Annotated in this window: 15 protein-coding genes; 6 read left to right on the forward strand and 9 right to left on the reverse strand. The window is 67.2% G+C overall.

Annotation, left to right across the window (positions count from 1 at the left end; translation table 11 throughout):
- The first annotated feature begins 32 nt into the window (after positions 1-32).
- A complete protein-coding gene (locus NE2_RS05530; RefSeq protein ID WP_063024421.1) occupies positions 33-2,792 on the forward strand; it encodes a branched-chain amino acid ABC transporter permease/ATP-binding protein in 2,760 nt (919 codons plus the stop codon).
- Positions 2,789-3,514: an ABC transporter ATP-binding protein gene (locus tag NE2_RS05535; RefSeq protein ID WP_063024423.1), complete on the forward strand. Its 726-nt coding sequence runs from the start codon at positions 2,789-2,791 to the stop codon at positions 3,512-3,514. The genes NE2_RS05530 and NE2_RS05535 overlap by 4 nt, the downstream gene beginning before the upstream one ends.
- Positions 3,515-3,541: 27 nt before the next feature.
- Here NE2_RS05535 and NE2_RS05540 read toward each other — a convergent pair whose 3' ends face one another.
- Together NE2_RS05540 and NE2_RS05545 are read right to left on the reverse strand one after the other, a co-directional pair.
- Positions 3,542-4,210: a hotdog domain-containing protein gene (locus tag NE2_RS05540; protein WP_233429677.1), complete on the reverse strand. Its 669-nt coding sequence runs from the start codon at positions 4,208-4,210 to the stop codon at positions 3,542-3,544.
- A gap of 144 nt (positions 4,211-4,354) precedes the next feature.
- Positions 4,355-4,891 carry a glutathione peroxidase gene (locus NE2_RS05545; protein WP_063024425.1) on the reverse strand — a complete coding sequence of 179 codons (537 nt, stop codon included), beginning with the start codon at positions 4,889-4,891 and terminating at the stop codon, positions 4,355-4,357.
- Positions 4,892-4,955: 64 nt separating this feature from the next.
- On the opposite strand from NE2_RS05545, the gene NE2_RS05550 reads away from it, so the two are divergent.
- The gene (locus tag NE2_RS05550) at positions 4,956-5,567 is read left to right on the forward strand and encodes a TetR-like C-terminal domain-containing protein (protein WP_084493823.1); all 612 of its coding nucleotides are present in this window, start codon (positions 4,956-4,958) and stop codon (positions 5,565-5,567) included.
- Between the two features lie 82 nt (positions 5,568-5,649).
- On the opposite strand, the gene NE2_RS05555 is transcribed toward NE2_RS05550, so the two are convergent.
- The 5 genes from NE2_RS05555 to NE2_RS05575 all read right to left on the reverse strand — a co-directional run bounded on the left by NE2_RS05555 (position 5,650) and on the right by NE2_RS05575 (position 13,968).
- Positions 5,650-8,979 carry a serine/threonine-protein kinase gene (locus NE2_RS05555; protein WP_063024429.1) on the reverse strand — a complete coding sequence of 1,110 codons (3,330 nt, stop codon included), beginning with the start codon at positions 8,977-8,979 and terminating at the stop codon, positions 5,650-5,652.
- 337 nt (positions 8,980-9,316) lie between these two features.
- Positions 9,317-10,114, reverse strand: a complete 798-nt coding sequence (locus NE2_RS05560) for a crotonase/enoyl-CoA hydratase family protein (RefSeq protein WP_063024431.1) — start codon at positions 10,112-10,114, stop codon at positions 9,317-9,319.
- Complete coding sequence (locus tag NE2_RS05565; RefSeq protein WP_063024433.1) at positions 10,114-11,259, reverse strand: thiolase family protein; 1,146 nt, start codon at positions 11,257-11,259, stop codon at positions 10,114-10,116. Before NE2_RS05565 ends, NE2_RS05560 begins: the two co-directional genes overlap by 1 nt.
- Before the next feature lie 12 nt (positions 11,260-11,271).
- Positions 11,272-12,420, reverse strand: coding sequence for an acyl-CoA dehydrogenase family protein (locus tag NE2_RS05570; protein WP_063024435.1), 1,149 nt, complete (start codon positions 12,418-12,420; stop codon positions 11,272-11,274).
- Positions 12,421-12,426: 6 nt separating this feature from the next.
- Positions 12,427-13,968, reverse strand: coding sequence for a class I adenylate-forming enzyme family protein (locus NE2_RS05575; RefSeq protein WP_063024437.1), 1,542 nt, complete (start codon positions 13,966-13,968; stop codon positions 12,427-12,429).
- A 171-nt stretch (positions 13,969-14,139) separates the two neighbouring features.
- Here NE2_RS05575 and NE2_RS05580 point away from each other — a divergent pair, with 171 nt between their 5' ends.
- Positions 14,140-15,204, forward strand: coding sequence for an acyl-CoA dehydrogenase family protein (locus NE2_RS05580; protein WP_063024439.1), 1,065 nt, complete (start codon positions 14,140-14,142; stop codon positions 15,202-15,204).
- A gap of 60 nt (positions 15,205-15,264) precedes the next feature.
- Here the strand turns inward: NE2_RS05580 and NE2_RS05585 are convergent, their stop codons facing one another.
- Positions 15,265-15,897, reverse strand: a complete 633-nt coding sequence (locus NE2_RS05585; RefSeq protein ID WP_063024442.1) for a TetR/AcrR family transcriptional regulator — start codon at positions 15,895-15,897, stop codon at positions 15,265-15,267.
- Between the two features lie 141 nt (positions 15,898-16,038).
- On the opposite strand from NE2_RS05585, the gene NE2_RS05590 reads away from it, so the two are divergent.
- Positions 16,039-17,193 (forward strand): amidohydrolase family protein, encoded by a 1,155-nt coding sequence (locus NE2_RS05590; RefSeq protein ID WP_063024444.1) that lies wholly within the window; start codon positions 16,039-16,041, stop codon positions 17,191-17,193.
- Between the two features lie 35 nt (positions 17,194-17,228).
- Positions 17,229-17,432: a hypothetical protein gene (locus tag NE2_RS05595; protein ID WP_063024446.1), complete on the forward strand. Its 204-nt coding sequence runs from the start codon at positions 17,229-17,231 to the stop codon at positions 17,430-17,432.
- A 157-nt stretch (positions 17,433-17,589) separates the two neighbouring features.
- Here the strand turns inward: NE2_RS05595 and NE2_RS05600 are convergent, their stop codons facing one another.
- Positions 17,590-18,777 carry an acyl-CoA dehydrogenase family protein gene (locus NE2_RS05600; protein ID WP_063024448.1) on the reverse strand — a complete coding sequence of 396 codons (1,188 nt, stop codon included), beginning with the start codon at positions 18,775-18,777 and terminating at the stop codon, positions 17,590-17,592.
- Between the last annotated feature and the right edge of the window lie 13 nt (positions 18,778-18,790).

Raw genomic sequence — 18,790 nt, forward strand, 5'->3', positions numbered from 1 at the left:
CGGCGAAATATGTTGCACCCGAGGAGCTTTCCGTGACCGACCATCTGGTCTTCCTGACCCTGGGGCTGGGCAACGGCGCCGTCTACGCGGCGCTCGGCCTGGCGCTGGTGTTGACGTTCCGCAGTTCAGGCGTGGTGAACTTCAGCACCGGCGCGGTAGCCCTGTACGTGGCCTACACCTACGGGCTGCTGCGCAAAGGTGAGCTGCTCAACCCGATCCCCGGAATGGCGGAGTCCATCCATCTCGGCGGGCGACTCGGGCTGTGGTCGGCGATGGCGATATCGCTGGTCATCGCGGCAGTACTCGGAATGTTGATCTACGCCGTCGTCTTCCGACCGCTGCGCACCGCGCCACCGGTCGCGAAGGCGGTGGCCTCGATCGGCGTCATGCTCTTCGTTCAAGCCCTGCTGGCGCTGCGGGTCGGCACCACCCCGGTATCTGTGAAAGCGATTCTGCCGTCCGGGGCGCTGGAGCTCGGCGGCGCTCGGATCCCCGCGGACCGGCTCTGGTTCGCCGGGGTGATTCTGGTGCTCGCGGTGGTTCTCACGCTCTCGTTCCGCTGGACCCGGTTCGGCCTGGCCACCCGGGCCGCAGCCGAGTCCGAGAAGGGCGCCCTGGTCACCGGGCTCTCACCCGAACGCATCGCTTTCGGCAACTGGGCGCTGAGCACGATGGTGGCCGGGCTGAGCGGAATCCTGATCGCACCGATCGTGCCGCTCATCCCCGTCTCCTACACACTGTTCATCGTGCCGGCACTCGCAGCCGCGCTGGTCGGCAACTTCAACGCACTCGGGCTGACGGTGGTCGCCGGCCTCGGCATCGGGATGCTGCAGTCGGAGACCACGCATCTGCAGAGCACCGTCGACTGGTTTCCGAAATCCGGTATGGCAGAACTGGTTCCGCTGGTGCTGATTCTCATCTTCCTGGTGTTCCGAGGGCGCCCGCTACCCTCGCGTGGCGCGATTATCGTCCAGACCCTGGGCCGCGCGCCGCGACCGAAGAGCCTGCTCGTCCCGACCATCCTGTCGGTCGTCGTGGCCGTGATCGCGCTGCTGACGACATCGGGCAGCTACCGCGCCGCCGTCATCACCACTCTGATCCTGGCGGTGGTCGCGCTGTCGCAGGTGGTCGTCACCGGATTCGCCGGACAGATCTCCCTCGCGCAGCTGACACTGGCGGGCGTCGGCGCGTTCACCCTCAGCCGCCTGACCGCCGACCTCGGCATCCCCTTCCCGATTGCGCCGGTCCTGGCCGCGCTGGTCGCCACGGTGATCGGTGTCGTCGTCGGATTGCCCGCGTTGCGAATTCGCGGATTACCCGTCACCGTCGTCACCTTGGCGCTGGCGGTCTTCCTCGAGGCGTTCTGGTTCCGCAACAGCAACCTCAACGGCGGCTTGAACGGCGCGCACATCGAGAACCCGACCCTGTTCGGTGTCGACCTCGGTATTGGTGCGGGACAGGCATATCCGCGCATCGCCTTCGGCATCGTCTGCCTGGTGGTGCTGGTCCTGGTCGCGGTGGGCGTGGCGAAACTGCGGACCAGCCGGCTCGGCGCCTCCATGCTCGCGGTCCGGGCCAACGAACGCTCGGCGGCGGCCTCGGGCATCGACGTCGCACGCACCAAGATCAAGGCATTCGCCATCAGCGCGTTCATCGCCGGACTGGGCGGCGCGTTGATGGGCTACCAGCAGACCGTCGCCACCGCCGAATCGTTCTCCGTACTCGCCGGCATAGGGCTGTTCGCGATCGTCTACATCGCGGGCATCACCTGCGTCTCCGGCGGCATCCTCGGCGGCATCCTCGGCGCGGGCGGAATTCTGTTCATCGCCATGGACCGGGTCTTGCACCTGGGCGACTACTACTCGATCATCTCCGGCATCCTGCTGGTGCTGACGGTCATCCGGTACCCCGAGGGGCTCGCCGGGCATCTGCATCAGCATTCGGCGCGAATTCGCCAGTGGATCAATCGCATTCACCCGTCCGCACCCGAACCGCCGGTCATGTCCGCTGTACCCGAGGCGGCGACGCGACTGCGGGAGGTTTCCGACGAGGTCCTGCTGTCCGCCGCGGGCGTCGGCGTCCGCTACGGGGGCGTGGTGGCGCTCGACGATGTCGGATTCGAGGTGCGGTCCGGTGAAATCGTTGGGCTGATCGGGCCCAACGGCGCCGGTAAAACCACCTGCATCGATGCACTCAGCGGCTTCGCCTCGTGCTCCGGAACGGTCACACTCGGCGACCGGCGGGTAGACGGGCTCGAACCGCACAAACGCAGCAGGCTCGGCCTGGGCCGGACCTTCCAGGGCATCGAGTTGTACGACGACCTTACGGTGCGCGAGAACGTCGCTGTCGGCACGGTGGCCGCCGTCGACCGCGCACAGGGCTCCGGCTCCGCACTGCCGGACATCGATGCCCTGTTCGGTGTGCTCCACCTCGACGCGGTCGCCGACCGTTCGGTCAGCGAGCTGTCGCAGGGCCAGCGTCAGCTGGTCTCGGTAGCCCGCGCCCTGGCCGGGCACCCCCGGATCGTGCTGCTGGACGAACCTGCCGCCGGTCTGGACAGCACCGAAAGCCAATGGCTCGGTGCGCGTTTGAAGGCTGTGCGGGATGCGGGCGTGACCGTGCTGATGGTCGACCACGATATGGAACTCGTCCTCGAGATCTGCGACCGGATCGTGGTATTCGATCTCGGCCGGGTCATCGCCGAGGGTACGCCCAAGGAAATCCAGTCGAATCCCGATGTGGTGCGCGCCTACCTCGGCACCACCCACGCCACCACGGAGGTCTCCGCATGACCACGGTTCTCGAATGCACCGGAGTCGACGCCGGATATGCCAAGGGGCGCCCGTGTGTGCGGGGGTTCGACCTCTCGCTCGCCGCGGGTGAGGTGTTGTGCCTGCTGGGGCCCAACGGTGCGGGCAAGACCACCCTGCTGATGACGCTGGCCGGTTTGTTGCCCGGTCTCGGCGGCACGGTCGCCATCGCGGGCGCCGGCATCAAACCGGGGCACGCGCGCGCGTCCGCACGCGCCGGACTGGTACTCGTTCCGGACGACCGGGCACTGTTCACCGGACTGACCGTGAAGGAGAATCTCGCGCTCGCCCGCCGCCGCTCGGGTCCGGCCATCGCCCAGATCATCGAATACTTCCCGCGACTCGGCGAGCGCACGAAGGTCGCCGCGGGCATGCTGTCCGGCGGTGAACAACAGATGCTCGCGATCGGGCGCGCCCTGATGCAGCGGCCGAGGGTACTGCTGATCGACGAACTGAGCATGGGTCTGGCCCCCGTAATCGTGGAATCGCTACTGCCGGTGATCCGGCGGGTCGCCGACGAGAGTGACACCGCGGTGATCCTCGTCGAGCAGCACGTACGGCTCGCCCTCGACATCGCCGACACCGCAATCGTTCTCGCGCACGGACGCGACGTACTACGCGGCAGTGCCGCCGAACTCGCGGCCGATCCGGAACGGATCGAGCGTGCCTACCTGGGCGAAGCGGCGGTTGTGGCTGGTGCCTGACAGACGGCGGTCACGACGGCCCGCCGCTCAGGGTTGTCCCGGCCGCAGTGCGACGAACAATCCCTCCGCGTCAGCGAGCAATGTGTCGCCGTCGCGCAGTTCGGCGGTCAGGTAACGCTTGCGGCCTTCTTCACGGTCGAAGCGAGCGGTCAGGGTCAATTCGCGATCGAGCGGGGTAATCGCCCGGTAGTTCACATGCAGATATGCGGTGCGCGAGCGAGGACGGCCGGCGGCGTTCGCAAGGCGCCCCAGCACCTCGTCGAATACCAGCGGGATCGCCCCGCCGTGCACGGCTCCCCCGCCGCCGAGGTAGAAGCGGCTGAAGGTCACGTGTCCGCTGACCTGATCGGCGTCGCCGTGGTCGACCACGAACGCGGGCGCCAGCGACTGTCCCCGGCCTGGCACCTCGAGATGACCGGCCACCGACTCCGCATGCGGGACCTGGTAGGCGGACAGCAGCCGCTCGAGCTCGTCGATGCGCTTGGTGACCTCGACCATCTCCGAGGCCGGCGGGTTCGAGCCGGCGACCCGGTCCTGCAGGGCCCGCAGCGATTCGATCATCGCGGCGAACTGCTGCGCGCCCTCGGCCGCCACCGCCACCTTCCAGGCTGATTCGCCCGACAGCGGACTCGCGTCGTAGGGCTCGCGACTGCTCGATTCGGCATTGCCGGTTCCACCGTTGTCCTTGTGCGACATCAACTTTCCCTTCGATACGTGGGCATTACGCCGACATCGCCCGATGATCTGCGACCTGCCGCTGCTTCGAGCAAAGCCGCGCCGTGGCGACATGATTCGACTGTGCCGGCCGGACGCTGTCCGGGTCCGGGTCCGGCGGGGGTATCAGTCCAGCAGATCGGCGATCTCGGATTCGATCTGCTCGGGCGTCACGGTCGACTCGAAGCGACGGATCACCTTGCCGTCACGGCCGACGAGGAATTTCGTGAAGTTCCACTTCACCTCGTCGGTGCCGATCGCCTCGGGCCGCGTGGCCTTGACGTGGTCGTACAGCCGCCCGGCGGAGGGACCGAAATCCCCCGGCGCCTCGGCACGCAGGTAGGTGTACAGCGGAGCCGCGCCGGGCCCGTTGACCTCGATCTTGCCGAACACCGGGAAGGTGACGCCGTAGTTGGTGGAGCAGAACTCCTGGATCTCGGCGTCGTCGCCCGGTTCCTGATCCCCGAACTGGTTGCACGGGAAGCCGAGGATCTCCAGCCCGCGGTCCCGATTCTTCTTGTACAGGGCTTCCAGGCCATCGTATTGGGGCGTGAAGCCACACTTGCTGGCCACGTTGACCACGAGGACGACGCGGCCCGCGTACTCCTCGAGCGAGCGGCTTCCACCGTCGGAAGTGGCGACGGAAAATTCGTGAAATACCATAGCCGCCAGCGTATTTCAGTATCAAGAATTATGCAACGGTACCAGATCCATATATGCTGCCGCGATGACATCGACCCGGCCGCGGGGACGTCCTCGCGACGAGACCGTGGACCAGCGCGTGCTCGATGCCGCCGTGGAGGAGCTGGCGGAGAAGGGCATCTCCGAGTTCAGCATCACCTCGGTGGCCGCCCGCGCCCGCGCCGCCAAGCGAAGCATCTACACGCGCTGGCCCCGGCGCGAGGACCTAATCCTGGCGGGAATGTCGACCCTCGCCGCCGGACTGATTCCACCGCACACGGGATCGATCGCCGAGGATCTGGCCGTGCTGCTCGACCGGATCGCCGGTGTATTCGTCGAGCCGCGGCTGAGCATCCTGCGCCGCTGCGTGGCGGAGATGGCCGATCACCCGCAGATGTATGCCGCCTTCACACGCGACTCGATCGATCGCTGTCTCGCGGCCATCGAGGACGCGCTGCACGACGCCATCACCCGCGGCGAAATCCGCGCCGACATCCACCGCGCCACCGTGGCCGAGACCATCACCGGCACCATCATGTTCCGGGCCACAACCGACCCGTCCGACGTCCTGCCCGCCGACCGCCGCGAGGAGTTGATTCGGCTTCTGCTCAGCGGCCTGAGCCCGCGCGACGCTCGGCCATCACGCCCTCGCCCGTAATGGGCGGGATCACACCGCGACCGGTGCCGGCCCGTTCGTACGGCGTGGCATCGGCCGGGCCTCGCCGGTATCCGACGTGCGCTCAGCCGACCACCAGATCGCCGACGATGTCGTGAATCCCCGGCCCGGCGTCGTCCACGAGCCTCGGCACTCCCCCTGCGATGCACCGCGCGATCGCCGGTGCGGCAAGGCCTTTCGCCTCCTCGTGATGTCCGGCGGCCCAATAGCAGCAGGCGGCCAACAGCTGCGCCTGCACCAGCGCCACCGGACGAGCCTGCCTGCCGATTTCGCGTACGAGGATCTCGGAGCGGTCGCACGCTTCGCCGATCGTGGCGGGCGATCGTTCGGCCAGCAGGAGACGAATGAGCGAGTCCTGGGCCAGTTCGGCGGTCATTGCGCGGATTCTGGTGTCCTGTGCGCGGTACGGCGGCAGGGCGGCGAGCCATGAGCGGATGTCGTCCGGGATCGGAAGATTCGCCCGCACGCGTTCGTTGACGATGCGCGCGGCCAGGCGGGGCAGCGATTTGTCCTCGGCGATCTGCGCGCCGATGCTCAGCAGCCGCTCGGCATCGGTGAGTTCGCCCAGCGCGATGGCCAGCCGCGCACCGGTCCCGTAGGCGGCGAGCAGGACATCGGGCATACCGCCGAGCCGTTCGAGCGTGGCACCGGCCCGCAGCAGTCGCTCAGCCTCGACCAGACGGCCCTGCCGATACCGCAGATCTCCCAGCAGGGCGCCGGACATGAGTGCGATGCGGGTCCCGAGATCCGCGCCCCGCGGCACCGTCGGCGTGATCGCGAAATGCCGCTCGGCCCCGGCGATGTCGAACTGCTCCCACGCGGCCAGCCCAGCGATGCAGTGACTGTGCTGAACGGCCAGCGCGCCACTGCTCGCACCGTGCCGCAGGGCCGAACGATGCCAGCGCCGGCCCGCGGGATACTCGAACCGGTTCAGCGCGTCCGCGGCAAGCAGGTCGGCCGCGGACACCGACATCACCGGAGCCGCCAGATCATCGATGTGCTCGGTGACCGGGTCGGGCACGGTGTCGAGCCGGTCGAGGGCGTAGTCCTCCAAGCCCACCAGAAGGGCAGCTTCGGCACGCAGTACCCTGGAGGCCCGCCCGTCGACATCGCGCGTCTCGACGGCGGCGAGGGCTCTGTCCAGCGCGGTATGGACCTGGGTGTGCCGCTCGAGGCCGAGTGCCGCCCAGGCCAGGCACAACTGGAGGCGGGGTCGCGATTCGGTCAGCGGGGTCGGCAGTTTCGCCATCAGGCCCAGGAACGTGGACGTGCGGAAGGATTCGATGAGTTCGATCGCGTGCGCGTCGACCAGCTCGACCGCACGCTGCGGGTCGGCGGCGAACAGGGCGTGATCGACGGCCTCGACCAGCATGTCGTGTTCGGCGAACCAGTCCGACGCGCGAGAGTGCAACTGCCGCAACCGATCCGGGTCCTGATGCTCGAGCCTGCGCACCAGATGACCGGCGAACAGACGGTGATACCGGAACCATTGGTCATCCTCGTCCATCCGCTGCAGGAACAGGTTCCGGTCGGCGACCAGCTCGAGCAGTTCCTGACTGTCGGACCGCCCGGACAGGGCGGCCGCCAGATCAGCGCAGGTAGTCCTGGTGATCGAGGTGGACATGAGGAACTCCAGCAGCGGATGATCCAGCGAGCCCAGCACGTTCTCGGTCAGATATTCGCCGATCATGTGGTGTCGACCGGTGAGGTTGTCGATGAACGCGGCCGGGTCGTCGCGGCCGGCCAGCGACAGTTGCGCCAGTTGCAGCCCCGCGGCCCAGCCCTCGGTCGACCTGCGTACTTTGGCCACGTCCTCGGCCGCCAGCCGCAGATCGTTGCGGCCGACCAGAAACGCGGTAGCCTCGTCGGCGTCGAAACGCAATGCGGTGGTGCCGATTTCGATCAGTTCGTCCTGGACGAGCAGCTTGGTCAGTGCCAGCCCTTCCCGGCCCCGGGTGACCAGTACGACCCGCAGGTGATGGCAACCGTGCTCCAGCAGGTAATTCATTGCCGCCAAGGTGTTATCACCGCGCACCAGTTGCCAGTCGTCGACCACGAGCACCATCGCCTGATCGCTGTCGTGGATTTCGTCGATCAGGGCCGAGAGCACCGCGCGGGTGGCGTCGGAGGATCGCTCCTCCAACAGCGCGCCCAGCTCGCGAGCCAGCTCCGGGCGCACCCGGCGGATCGCCTGGACCAGGTGGGCCAGGAACCACACCACGTTGTCGTCGTCGGGATCGGTCGTCAGCCACGCCACCGGGACGCCGTCGGCCTCGAGGCCGGTGGCCCATTGCGCGGCGAGAGTGGTCTTGCCGAACCCCGCCGGCCCGTGAATCAGGATCACCCGCCGTCTGCCACCGGCGTCGAGAATCTCGCGCAGGCGCGTGCGTTCGATCGCGGTGCGGGCGGCGGTCGGCGGGCGGAATTTCGTGGCCGCGGAGGGTGGCGGCGGTGTGGTGACCGAGCCCGCAGAGACGGCGGGCAGTATCGGCGAGCCCGAGCCTGTCCCCTCGGCGACGTCTTCGTCGGAGGGGGGAACCACCACGGCGTCGACCGGCTGTCCGGTCTCGCGCTGCACATCACGCAGCCGTTCGCCGAGTTCGAGGGCGGATGCGGGGCGATCCGCGGGCTCGCGGGCCATCGCCGACTCGACCACCACGCACACCGCGTCGAGAACGCCGTACTTGCGCAGGTCGGGCAACGCTGCCTCGGCGATCCGGGTCAACTGCACCTCGAGTGGTTCTTCGCTGCGCCGCTCGAACGGCGCGTGCCCGGTCAGCAGGCAGAACATCGTGGCGCCCAGACCGTAGATGTCGGCCGGTTCGGTCGCGGTCGCGCCACGCAGGATCTCAGGGGCAGTGAACGCGGGCGTCCCGTGCACCAGCGGCGTCGAACCGGTCGTGACCTCGCCGACGTCGACAATGCCGAAATCCGACAGCTGGGGTTCGCCGTAGTCGGTCAGCATAATGTTGCCCGGCTTCACGTCGCGGTGCACCATGCCTGCGGCATGGGCGGCGGCCAGCGCGCCGGCCATCTTCACTCCGATCGAGAGCACCTCGGGCCAGCGCAGCGGGCCGGTCTGACGCATGCGCTGATCCAGTGACCCGCGCGCGAAATACGGCATCACGATGTAGGGGCGGCCGGTCGGCGTCAGGTCGACATGCAGCGCCTGCACGATGTGCGGGTGCACGGACAACCGCCCCAGCGCCCGCTGTTCGCGCACGAACAGCTCGCGCTCGTCACCCCGCACCTCCGACAGCAGCAGTTTGACCGCGACATACCGGTCCAGTGCGTACTCCCGGCACCGATAGACCACCCCGGAACCGCCGCGCCCGACCTCGACCGGGTCGCCGAAACCTGCCGCGAGCAACTCTCCGACGATCCCGCTGGACATATCCCGTTGTGTCGTGACGTTGTCCACTTCGGTCCTCAGCTACCTGTCGGGACGGTGGTAGTCCGTCGGATCATGGCCGAACCCACGCGGGCTCACCGACCACCCCACAAACGATAGACCCGAAGTTGTCTCGAAGGTAGCCAGGATAATCTCCGGGGTCGCAGAGGTGATCGTCCGGTTTCGTGACGCACTCATATCCGTAGGTGGCAGGCGAAATACCCAGGGGACGAAGAGTCCGCCTCTGCGCTACCCGCAGGGGCGGACCCGCCGCTCGGCTCTGATGCTCGAATCACATCGGCGCACTGTACCTTCGACGACTGTTGCAGTCTCTCGACGGTTACCGCGCCTTCCACACCGGGGCGCGCTTCTCAGCGAAGGCCAGCGGACCTTCTTTCGCGTCCTCGCTGCTCATCAGGCTCTGCCATTCGACCTCGGAATGCCCCCACCGGTCGTTCTCGGCGGGCCGGTCTCCGGCCTGGATGCCGAGCGCGATCCGTTTGCTGGCCTGCACCGACAGCGGGGCGTTGACCGCGATCCGTTCGGCGAGCGCGAGCGCGGCCTCGACCACGGTGCCGTCGGGAACGACCTGGTTGATCAGGCCGTACTCGCGGGCGGTGGCTGCCGAGATCGGGTCGCCGGTGAGGATCATCTCCATGGCCAGGCGCTGCGGAATCTGCGTCGGCAGCCGGAACACACCGCCCGCACCCGCGATGAGCCCGCGCTTGACCTCGGGCAGTCCGAAGCTGGCGCCCTCCGCCGCGACGATGAGGTCGGCGGCGAGAGCCAGTTCGGTGCCACCGCCGAGTGCGGTTCCGTTGACCGCGGCGATGGTCGGTTTACTGATGACGTGCCGGACGAAGCCGGCGAAGCCCCAGTGCTCGTTGCCGGGCGCGAACAGACCTTCGCCTCGGGAGATCGCCTTGAGATCCGCTCCCGCGCAAAAGGATTTGTCGCCCGCGCCGGTGATCACGACCACTCGGATCTCCGGATCGTTCTCCGCCTCGACCAACGCGCCGCCGACGGCCTCGCTCACCGCGGCGTTGACCGCGTTGCGCGCCTCGGGACGATTGATGGTGATCAGCAGGACGTTGCCCTTGCGCTCGACCAGGGCGCCGGTCTCGGTTGCCGCCGTCATCACTTCACCAGCTCGAGAATCGTCGCGTTGGCCTGGCCTCCGCCCTCGCACATGGTCTGCAGCCCGTAGCGAATGTCGTTGCGGCGCATATGGAAGATCATGTCGGTCAGGATGCGGGCGCCGGAGCCGCCGAGTGGGTGACCCAGCGCGATGGCGCCACCGTTGGGGTTCAGCTTCTCGTCCGGTGCGCCGATCTCCTTCTGCCATGCCATCGGCACCGGCGCGAACGCCTCGTTGACCTCGAACACACCGATGTCGTCGACCGTCAGGCCGGACCGTTCCAGCGCCTTCTCGGTGGCTGGGATCGGGGCACCGAGCATCATCACCGGATCCGCGCCCGCGACGACCGCGGTGTGCACCCGGGCGATCGGGGTCAGGCCGTGCTTGCTCGCGAATTCGTCACTGACGATCAGCAGCGCCGCCGCGCCGTCGGAGATCTGCGAAGAGTTGCCGGCGTGGATGACACCGTCCGCCTTGAAGACGGTCTTGAGTCCCGCCAGCTTCTCGACGGTCGTTCCCCGGCGGATACCCTCGTCCTTCGAGACCACGGTGCCGTCGGGCAGGGTGACCGGCACGATCTGCGCGTCGAACAGACCGGCGTCCTGCGCGGCCGCGGCGCGTTCGTGCGAACGGGCCGAGAACGCATCCACTTCAGTGCGCGACAGCGCCCATTTCTCGGCCATGATCTCGGCGCCGATGCCCTGATTGGGCGAGGCGTTGTAGCGCTCGGTGAACTTCGGGCTGAGCGGGCTGCCACCGCCTGCCAGCGCCGCACCCATCGGAACCCGCGACATCGACTCCACACCACCGGCGACGACGGCCTCGTAGTGACCGGCGAGCACGCCGGCCACCGCGAAGTTCAGCGACTGCTGCGACGATCCGCACTGGCGGTCGACGGTCACGCCCGGCACCGATTCCGGCCAGCCCGCCGCGAGCACCGCGTTGCGCGCGATGTCGTGGGTCTGTTCCCCGACCTGTCCGACGCATCCCCAGATGACGTCCTCGATCAGCTCAGGTTCGATGCCCGCCCGCTTGACCAGTTCCTGCAGCACCACGGCCGACAGATCGACAGGATGAATGCCGGACAGGCCACCGTTGCGTTTCCCGACCGGGGTCCGGACGGCCTCGACAATTACTGCACCCATGGGGTTTCCTTTCTACAGTCCGAGCGAGCGCCCGATGATTTCCTTCATGATCTGAGTCGAGCCGCCGTAGATCGTCTGGATCCGAGCGTCGGCGTAGGCCTTGGCGATCGGGTACTCCATCATGTAGCCGTAGCCGCCGTGCATCTGCTGGCACGTGTAGATCAGCCGCTGCTGCAGTTCGGTGGTCCACAATTTCGCCTTGGCGGCATCGGTGCCGTCGAGGGTGCCCGCATTCAACGCGGTGATGCACCGGTCGACGTAGACCTGCGCGAGATCGACTTCGGTCTCCAGGGTCGCCAGCTCGAACTTGTTGGCCTGGAAAGATCCGATCGGCGTCCCGAATGCCTTGCGGGACTTGACATATTCGAGAGTCATGTCCAGCAGCGTGCGGCAGGAGGCGACAGCGGTGACGGCAATGGACAGCCGTTCCATCGGCAAGTTTCGCATCAGGTGCAGGAATCCCTTGCCGACCTCACCGATCACATTCGCCGCCGGGACTCGCACCTGGTCGAAATTCAATTCCGCGGTGTCCTGGGAATGCATACCCAATTTGTCGAGATTGCGTCCGCGAGTGAATCCCGCCATGTCACGTTCGACGGCCAGTAGCGTGAACGCGGCGCTGGCCTTGGCGTCGGGATCGGTGCGCGCGACCACGATGACCAGATCGGCGTGGATACCCGAAGAAATGAACGTCTTCGATCCGGTCAGCACCCAATCGTCGCCGTCCTTGCGCGCCGAGGTCCGAATCCCCTGCAGGTCACTGCCCGCGCCCGGTTCGGTCATCGCCACCGCCACGACCAGCTCGCCGCGTGCGAACCCCGGCAGCCAGCGGGCCTTCTGCTCGTCGTTGGTGAGTTCGAGCATGTAAGGGGCGAGCACGTCGTTCTGCAGGGTGAAGGCCGGGCCACCGGAACTCGCGCGGGCCACTTCCTCGGCGACGATCGCGTTGTAGCGGAAGTCGCCCGACATTCCGCCGCCGCCGAAGTCCTCGGGAACCGAGAAGCCGAGGAGTCCGAACTTGGCGGCCTCGACATAGAGCTGCTTGTCGATGATGCCGTCCTTCTCCCACTGCTCCTGATGCGGAGTCGCATAGCGGGCCAAGAACTCCCGGACGGTTGCGCGGTACTGCTCGTGCTCGGTTCCGAAAATCTCTCGCTGCATTGTGCGCTACCTTCCCGATGCCACCGCGGGAACCGCCGCGGATTCGTCGATCTCGGAGACCATTTCGAGGAGCCGACGCCGATCCACCTTCAGCGACACACTTCTCGGCAATTCCGGGACCGTGTAGATCCGCACCGGGATCTCGTAGGCGGTGAGCCGGCCGCGGCAGAAGGTTTTCAGTTCGTCCTCGGGAACCTCGGCCGCGCCCTCGCGCAATTCGACGACCGCGACGGGCACCTTCCCGAGACGATCGTCTTCGCGGCCGTAGACCGTGGCATCGGCGATCGCGTCGTGTGCGCGCAGCGCCTCGGCGACCGTCTCCGGGTGAACCTTGAATCCGCCCCGGATGATCGCGTCGTCCGCGCGGCCATCGATGTAGACGAAGCCGTCCTCGTCGAGATGGCCCAGATCCGAGGTGCGGACCCACTCGTGTTTGCCGGTGCCGGTCTGGCTGGAACTGACCTCGAGGCGTCCGGACTGCCCGACCGGCAGCACCGTGCCGTCCTCTGCGACCGCCCGGAGCTTGACCCCCGGCATTTCGCGGCCGACACTGCCTCGCTTCTTGTCCCACCACTGCGCGTGCATCGGCTTGGTCCAGCCGGCGATCGCGCCGGAAAACTCGGTAGCGCCGTACATGACCAGAACCGGAATGCCGTACTTCGCGGTGAATTCGTCGGCCAGATCGGGGTTAACGAATGTGGTGCCCGCGGTGATGGCACGCAAGCTGGCCAGATCCTCGGCCGGAATGTCGGCATTGATCACCGCGCGCATAGCAGCGGGCGGCAATCCGGCGACCTTGGGCTGGTGTTCCTTCACCGCCGCGCACCAGCCTTCGACGGTGAAGCGCGGGAGCATCACGAACGGCCGGGCCTCGGCCAGGTTCTGCAACACACCCCACAGACCGCCGATATGGACGATCGGAAGGGTGACCAGCGCGACGCGCCCGGTGAGCGGCGTACGGTCGGGCGGTCCGGCCGCGCCGGTATGTCCGTGCACGGCGGTGAGAGCGGCCTCGAGCTGGCGCCAGGTGAGCGGAATCCGCTTGGGCGGGCCCGTGGTGCCCGAGGTGAACATCTCCACTCCCACCGGATCCGCGATCTCGGCATCCTGCGGTGCCGGCACCGCCGGCGCCTCGGTGGTTGCGACAACCTGCTGCCCGTCGACGGCGAATCCGATCATGCCGCCCTCCTCGGCCGCGGACCGGAACACCGGCTCGCGCCACAGCGCCGCCGACGCCAGCACAGCGCTCGGATGCGCATCGGCCGTATCGGCTGTCAGCCGGGCCACCGGCTGCATGGGATTGAGGGTGATAACCGTGCGGCCCTTGCCGAGAATGGCGATCAGGGCTGCGATCGACTCCATCCGGTTGTCGAGCACCACGCCGATCCGGCTGCCGGCACCACACCCGGCGGCGGCCAGTTCGGTGTCCAGGGTTTCCGCAAGCGCCCGGACCTCTCCCCAGGTGAACCAGGTGTCGCCCTGCTGGATCATGGCAGCGTCGTCGTCGGCTTCCCATAGCCGCGCCAGCGCGCCTCGGATACTCGTCATTCGTTTCCTCCCACTCTTGCGGTAGCGGGCCACCGAGTCGGAACGCCGTGCTCAGCGCTCCGGCCGTATCGATCGCCATGAACACGCAATCCGGAATCCCGGCTGTCGTATGCTCTATTCAGAAGGTAGCTGACATGGTTAACTAGGTCAACATTCAAAGGGAGGAGCCCCGTGGATTTCGCATTGAGCGCCGAACAGGAAGAGCTCGCCGCCAGTGAGCGGGCTTGGCTGGCCAAGCATGACCCCCTCGCCGCGCGCCGGCCGACCATCGACACCGCCCCGGCGCGCGTTCCCGACACCGCCGTGAAACATGCCGTCGAATCAGGGCTGATCGGACTGCTGACCAGTGAGATGGGTGGCACGCACGTCGACCTGGCAGTGCTCGTCGAAGAACACGGCCGGGCCGGCAGCGCCGTCCCACTGGCCGAGTTGGCCTTGGCCACCGCCGCTCTCGACCGGCTCGACCACCCGCTGTCGAGCCTGGCCGAGGCGAACGCGAGCGGCGCGGAATCGACCCCGCTGGTTCTCGCCTCGACCGAAGGCGCACAGCCCACTGTGGAGATCAGCGGCGACGAACTGCGACTCGGGGGCGCCACCGCGCCCGCCACCGCCCTGCTCGACGCCACCGGATTCCTGCTCGCCGCAACCACTTCCGACGGAACGGAGATCCTCGCCCACATACCGAGCGACGGTGCCGCGCTGCGCACACTCGAGACCCTCGACCTCACCCGGTCCTGGTCCGTACTCGAGCCGGCCGTGACGGTGCCCGCACACCGCTGGGTGAGCGTGCCGAGCGGAACCGTGTCCTATCTAGCCGACGCACTCGCGTTCTACCGGAAGATGGATGCGTTGGGCGCGGCCGCGCGACTGGTCGACCTCACGGTCGAATACGCCGGTCAGCGCACCCAGTTCGGTCAGCCGATCGGCTCGTTCCAGGCCGTCAAACATCACTGCGCCGATATGGCGTTGCGGACCGAGGCCGCGCGGGCCTCGCTGTGGGCCGCCGCCGTCGCGCTCGACGGGACCGATGCCGCCCGCCGCGGCACCGCGGTATCCGCCGCCGCGGCCTACGCCGGCGAGGCGACCAGCACCGTCGCCTCGATCGCCCTGCAGGTCCACGGCGGTATCGGATTCACCTGGGAGCATGACCTGCACCTGCTGACCCGCCGGATCAAGGTTGACGAATTGCTGAACGGCACCGTGAGCTGGCACCGCAGGCGCCTCATCGATGCCTGAGCCCCCCCGGAAACACCGATTCTGCTCTCCCGCAGTGTCGTTCGACGCCCCGATCCGGGCTCAGCCACGCGCCTGACCCAGTCCGAAATTCACCGGATTCAGGCATCCGATGTATTCGAGCGCGGTGTCGATCGCGTCGCTCAGTTGCGCGCGGGTGCGGCATTTGAGCACCACGCGGGCGGACTCCGCGCGCATCGCCAGCAGAAAGTCGCGCAACAGCTTCTCCCGGCGAGAGGTGCCGAGGCCGAGCAGGGCGATGTCGTGATCGCTGCCGCGGCGGGCCTGCTCCCGGCGCAGCGCGTCGAAACCGGGCGGTGTATCCCCCATCGCAACCACGCGCGCGCGAGATTGGTTCTCCCACAGCAATTCCAGATAGGCGCGGGTGCTCACACCGTAGAGCTCCATCGGGTCGTCGACTCCGTTTGCGCGTGCCTTGTCCACGGCGTCCCGCGCACGTCCGTCTATCCGCTCGATCAGATCGGTCCAGATCGCCAGGAAGACCTCCGCCTTCCCGCCGAAGTGGTGGTAGATGCTGCCAATGCTGACGCCGGACTTCTCGACGATGTCGGCCATCGTGGCCGCGGTGAACCCCTGCGCTCCGAAGATCTCCGCGGCGGCTTCGAGGACCCGATCCTTGGTCTCCGGTGAACTCGTCCAGCCGCGGGTGCGGGGGCGGCCCTTCGCTTCCGTCATCGCGATCCTCCGTCGATTCGAACCTTGACTTCTCCCACCCTTCGTGGTGATAATCACCTTACATTCTAAAATCTGATTCTAGAAACTAATTCTTCGACAACCGCATCACCGTCCCGGGTGAAGCGATCAGGAGGCATCGAAATGACAACCAAGCTGTGGGCGAACTCGGCCGACTCGCACTTCCTCGAGCCCGAGGACCTGTGGCGGACCCGGCTGCCGAAGCGGCTCGCCGAACTCGTTCCCCGGTCGGAGAAGGATCCGGATGGCAAGTGGGAGACGGTGTTCGTCGACGGACAGGCCTTCCGACGCCGGCTGCCCACGATCTCGCAGGAGGAGTTCTTCGCCGCGAGTCACCGCGCGCCCGGCTCGGGCGATGTGACCAAGCGCCTGCCGGACCTCGATGAAGAGGGAATCTGGTCGGAGCTGGTGTTCCCGTCGCTGGGCATGTGGGCGTCGTCGTTCCGCACTCCCGAGGTCCTCCGGGAGGCGACCCGGGCGTCCAACGACTGGGCCAAAGAGGTCATCATGGATTACTCGCCGCGCCTGCTCCCCACCGCTCAGGTCTCCACCCTGTCCATCGAGGACGCCTGCGCCGAGCTGAAGCGCTGCGGAGAGCTGGGCTTCAAGGCCGTATTCCTGACCGTCTCCCCGCACCCGCAGCAGAAGGACTACAACCACGACTCGTGGGAGCCGTTCTGGGCGCTCGCCGAGGACATCGGCATGGTGATCTCCTTCCACATCGGCACCGAGCCGATCGATATGGCCAGCGGCGGCGCGGCCGGCGTCATGTACCGGGGCCCCGGTGGCGCGGTACTGAACTACACCGAGACCACCTTCGGCGGCCAGCGCGCGGTGATGAAGCTGGTCGCCTCCGGCGCGCTCGACCGGCACCCGAACCTGAAAGTCCTTGTCTCCGAGGGCGGAGCAACCTGGGTGCCGTTCATCGCCGACCGGATGGAGGAGGGCTACCGCCAGCATTCGCAGGTGGTGCGCCCGAAGCTGAACCGCTCGCCCAAGGAGATCATCTACTCTCAGGTGTACGCGTCGTTCCAGCACGACGAATCTGCCGTCGCCGCGATGACGGGAATGGGCTTCAACAACGTGATGTGGGGCAGCGACTACCCACATATGGAAGGCACCTACGGGCACACCCAGAAAACCCTGCACCACCTGTTCGACAACGTCGACCAGAAGACGCGGGACCGAATCATGTTCGGTGCCTTCCAGGAACTGTTCCCCGACGCCCCGCTGCCGCCCGCCCCGGGCACCGTGAACCCGGCCGCAGAGACAGTCTGAAGCCCCGCCGTCCCCGACAGAATCGAGAACACCTCATGGAAGACAGCGTTCTCTACGACCTGCCGACCGAGTTCTTCGCCGACATGGCCGCCGCCTCAGGCTACTGCGACGCCCAGTCCATCCTGCCCGTCGAGGGCCGGTACCTGTGCCACTGCACCTGTGGCCGCTGGGACGTCGAAGCCCCCACCCGCGACGAGGGCCTGGCGCTGGCCCGCGCGCACACCGCGGAAACCGCATAGCACAACCGAATACGAAGCATCCGCATCGCGCCCCACGGGCCGGTGCGGATGTTACGTCTCAGACACAGTTTCAGACAAATAGGAATGCCCCGGAGCCGATGTGCTCCGGGGCTTCCACGTGCTTGGGGGTCAAGCGTTCGTGATCCGCCAGCGTCCGTCAGCGCGGCATCTTCAGCCCGCGCTCGGCGATGATGTTCCGCATGATCTCCGAGCTGCCTCCGGCGATCGTGTAGGCGCGGGCGTAGAGGAATTCGTCCTGCCATCGGCCGTTGTCGACCGCCTCGCGGTCACCTTCGACCAGAATGCCCGCCTCCCCGCTCAATTCCAGTGCGAAGCGCGAAATGTCAACGCCCAGTTCGCTGAACATCAGTTTGGCCATGGGCGCGTCCTGCACTCGCTCGGTACCACGCGACCACCGGCTGATGTTGGCGTAGACCAGCGCGGACAGTGCCTCGACCTCGGCCCGGAACTTGCCGAGCGCCTCCTGCACCGCGCCGTCTTCGATGGCCGGCCGTCCACCTCTGGTGATTCGCTTCGCCAGATCTTCGAGCGCGTCCACGTTCTGACGCAGCCGCACCACGCTCGTGGCGACCCCGCTGCGCTCGTGTCCGAGACTCGAATTGGCAATGGCCCAACCGAAATTGAGCTCGCCGATCAAGGCGTCGGCGGGCAGTTCGACATTGTCGAGGAATACCTCGTTGAAGTCCGACGTGCCGGTCATCTCGCGCAGCGGGCGCACATCGACACCGGGCAGGCTCATATCGACGATGAACGCGCTGATGCCCTTGTGTTTGGGCGCGTCCGGATCGGTGCGGGCCAGCAGATAGCCATAGTCGGCCCAGTGTCCGTTGGTGGTCCACACCTTCTGGCCGGTGACCCGGAAGCCTCCGCTCTCGGTCCGGACCGCCTTGGTGCGCAGCGATGCCAGGTCGCTGCCGGAGCTGGGCTCACTGAACAGCTGGCACCAGGTGTCCTTGCCGGAACGGATACCCGGAAGGTAGCGCTGACGCTGCTCTTCGGTGCCGAAGTCGATCAGGGCGTGCGAGACCAGAGCGCCCGCGCCCGCGAAGTGCGGCGCCTGGGCTCGCGCGATCTCCTCCCCGACCACCACATCACGTTCGGCCTGATACGAACTCCCCTGTCCCCCGTACTGTTCCGGCCAGTCCCCGCCCATGTATCCGGCGGCGAAAAGCTTGCCGATCCACTCGGTGATCAGGGTCTGCTCGGCCCGGTTCTCGGCGCTTCGCACACCGGCCTTCGGCGGGATCGCGGGCGCATTGGCCTCGACGAATTCCCGCACTTCGAGCCGGAACCGCTCGAGCTCCGGGCTCATTCCGTAGTCCATCTGGCTACTCCTC

This window comes from Nocardia elegans NBRC 108235 (genome assembly GCF_001612845.1).
GTDB classification, from domain to species: domain Bacteria; phylum Actinomycetota; class Actinomycetes; order Mycobacteriales; family Mycobacteriaceae; genus Nocardia; species Nocardia nova.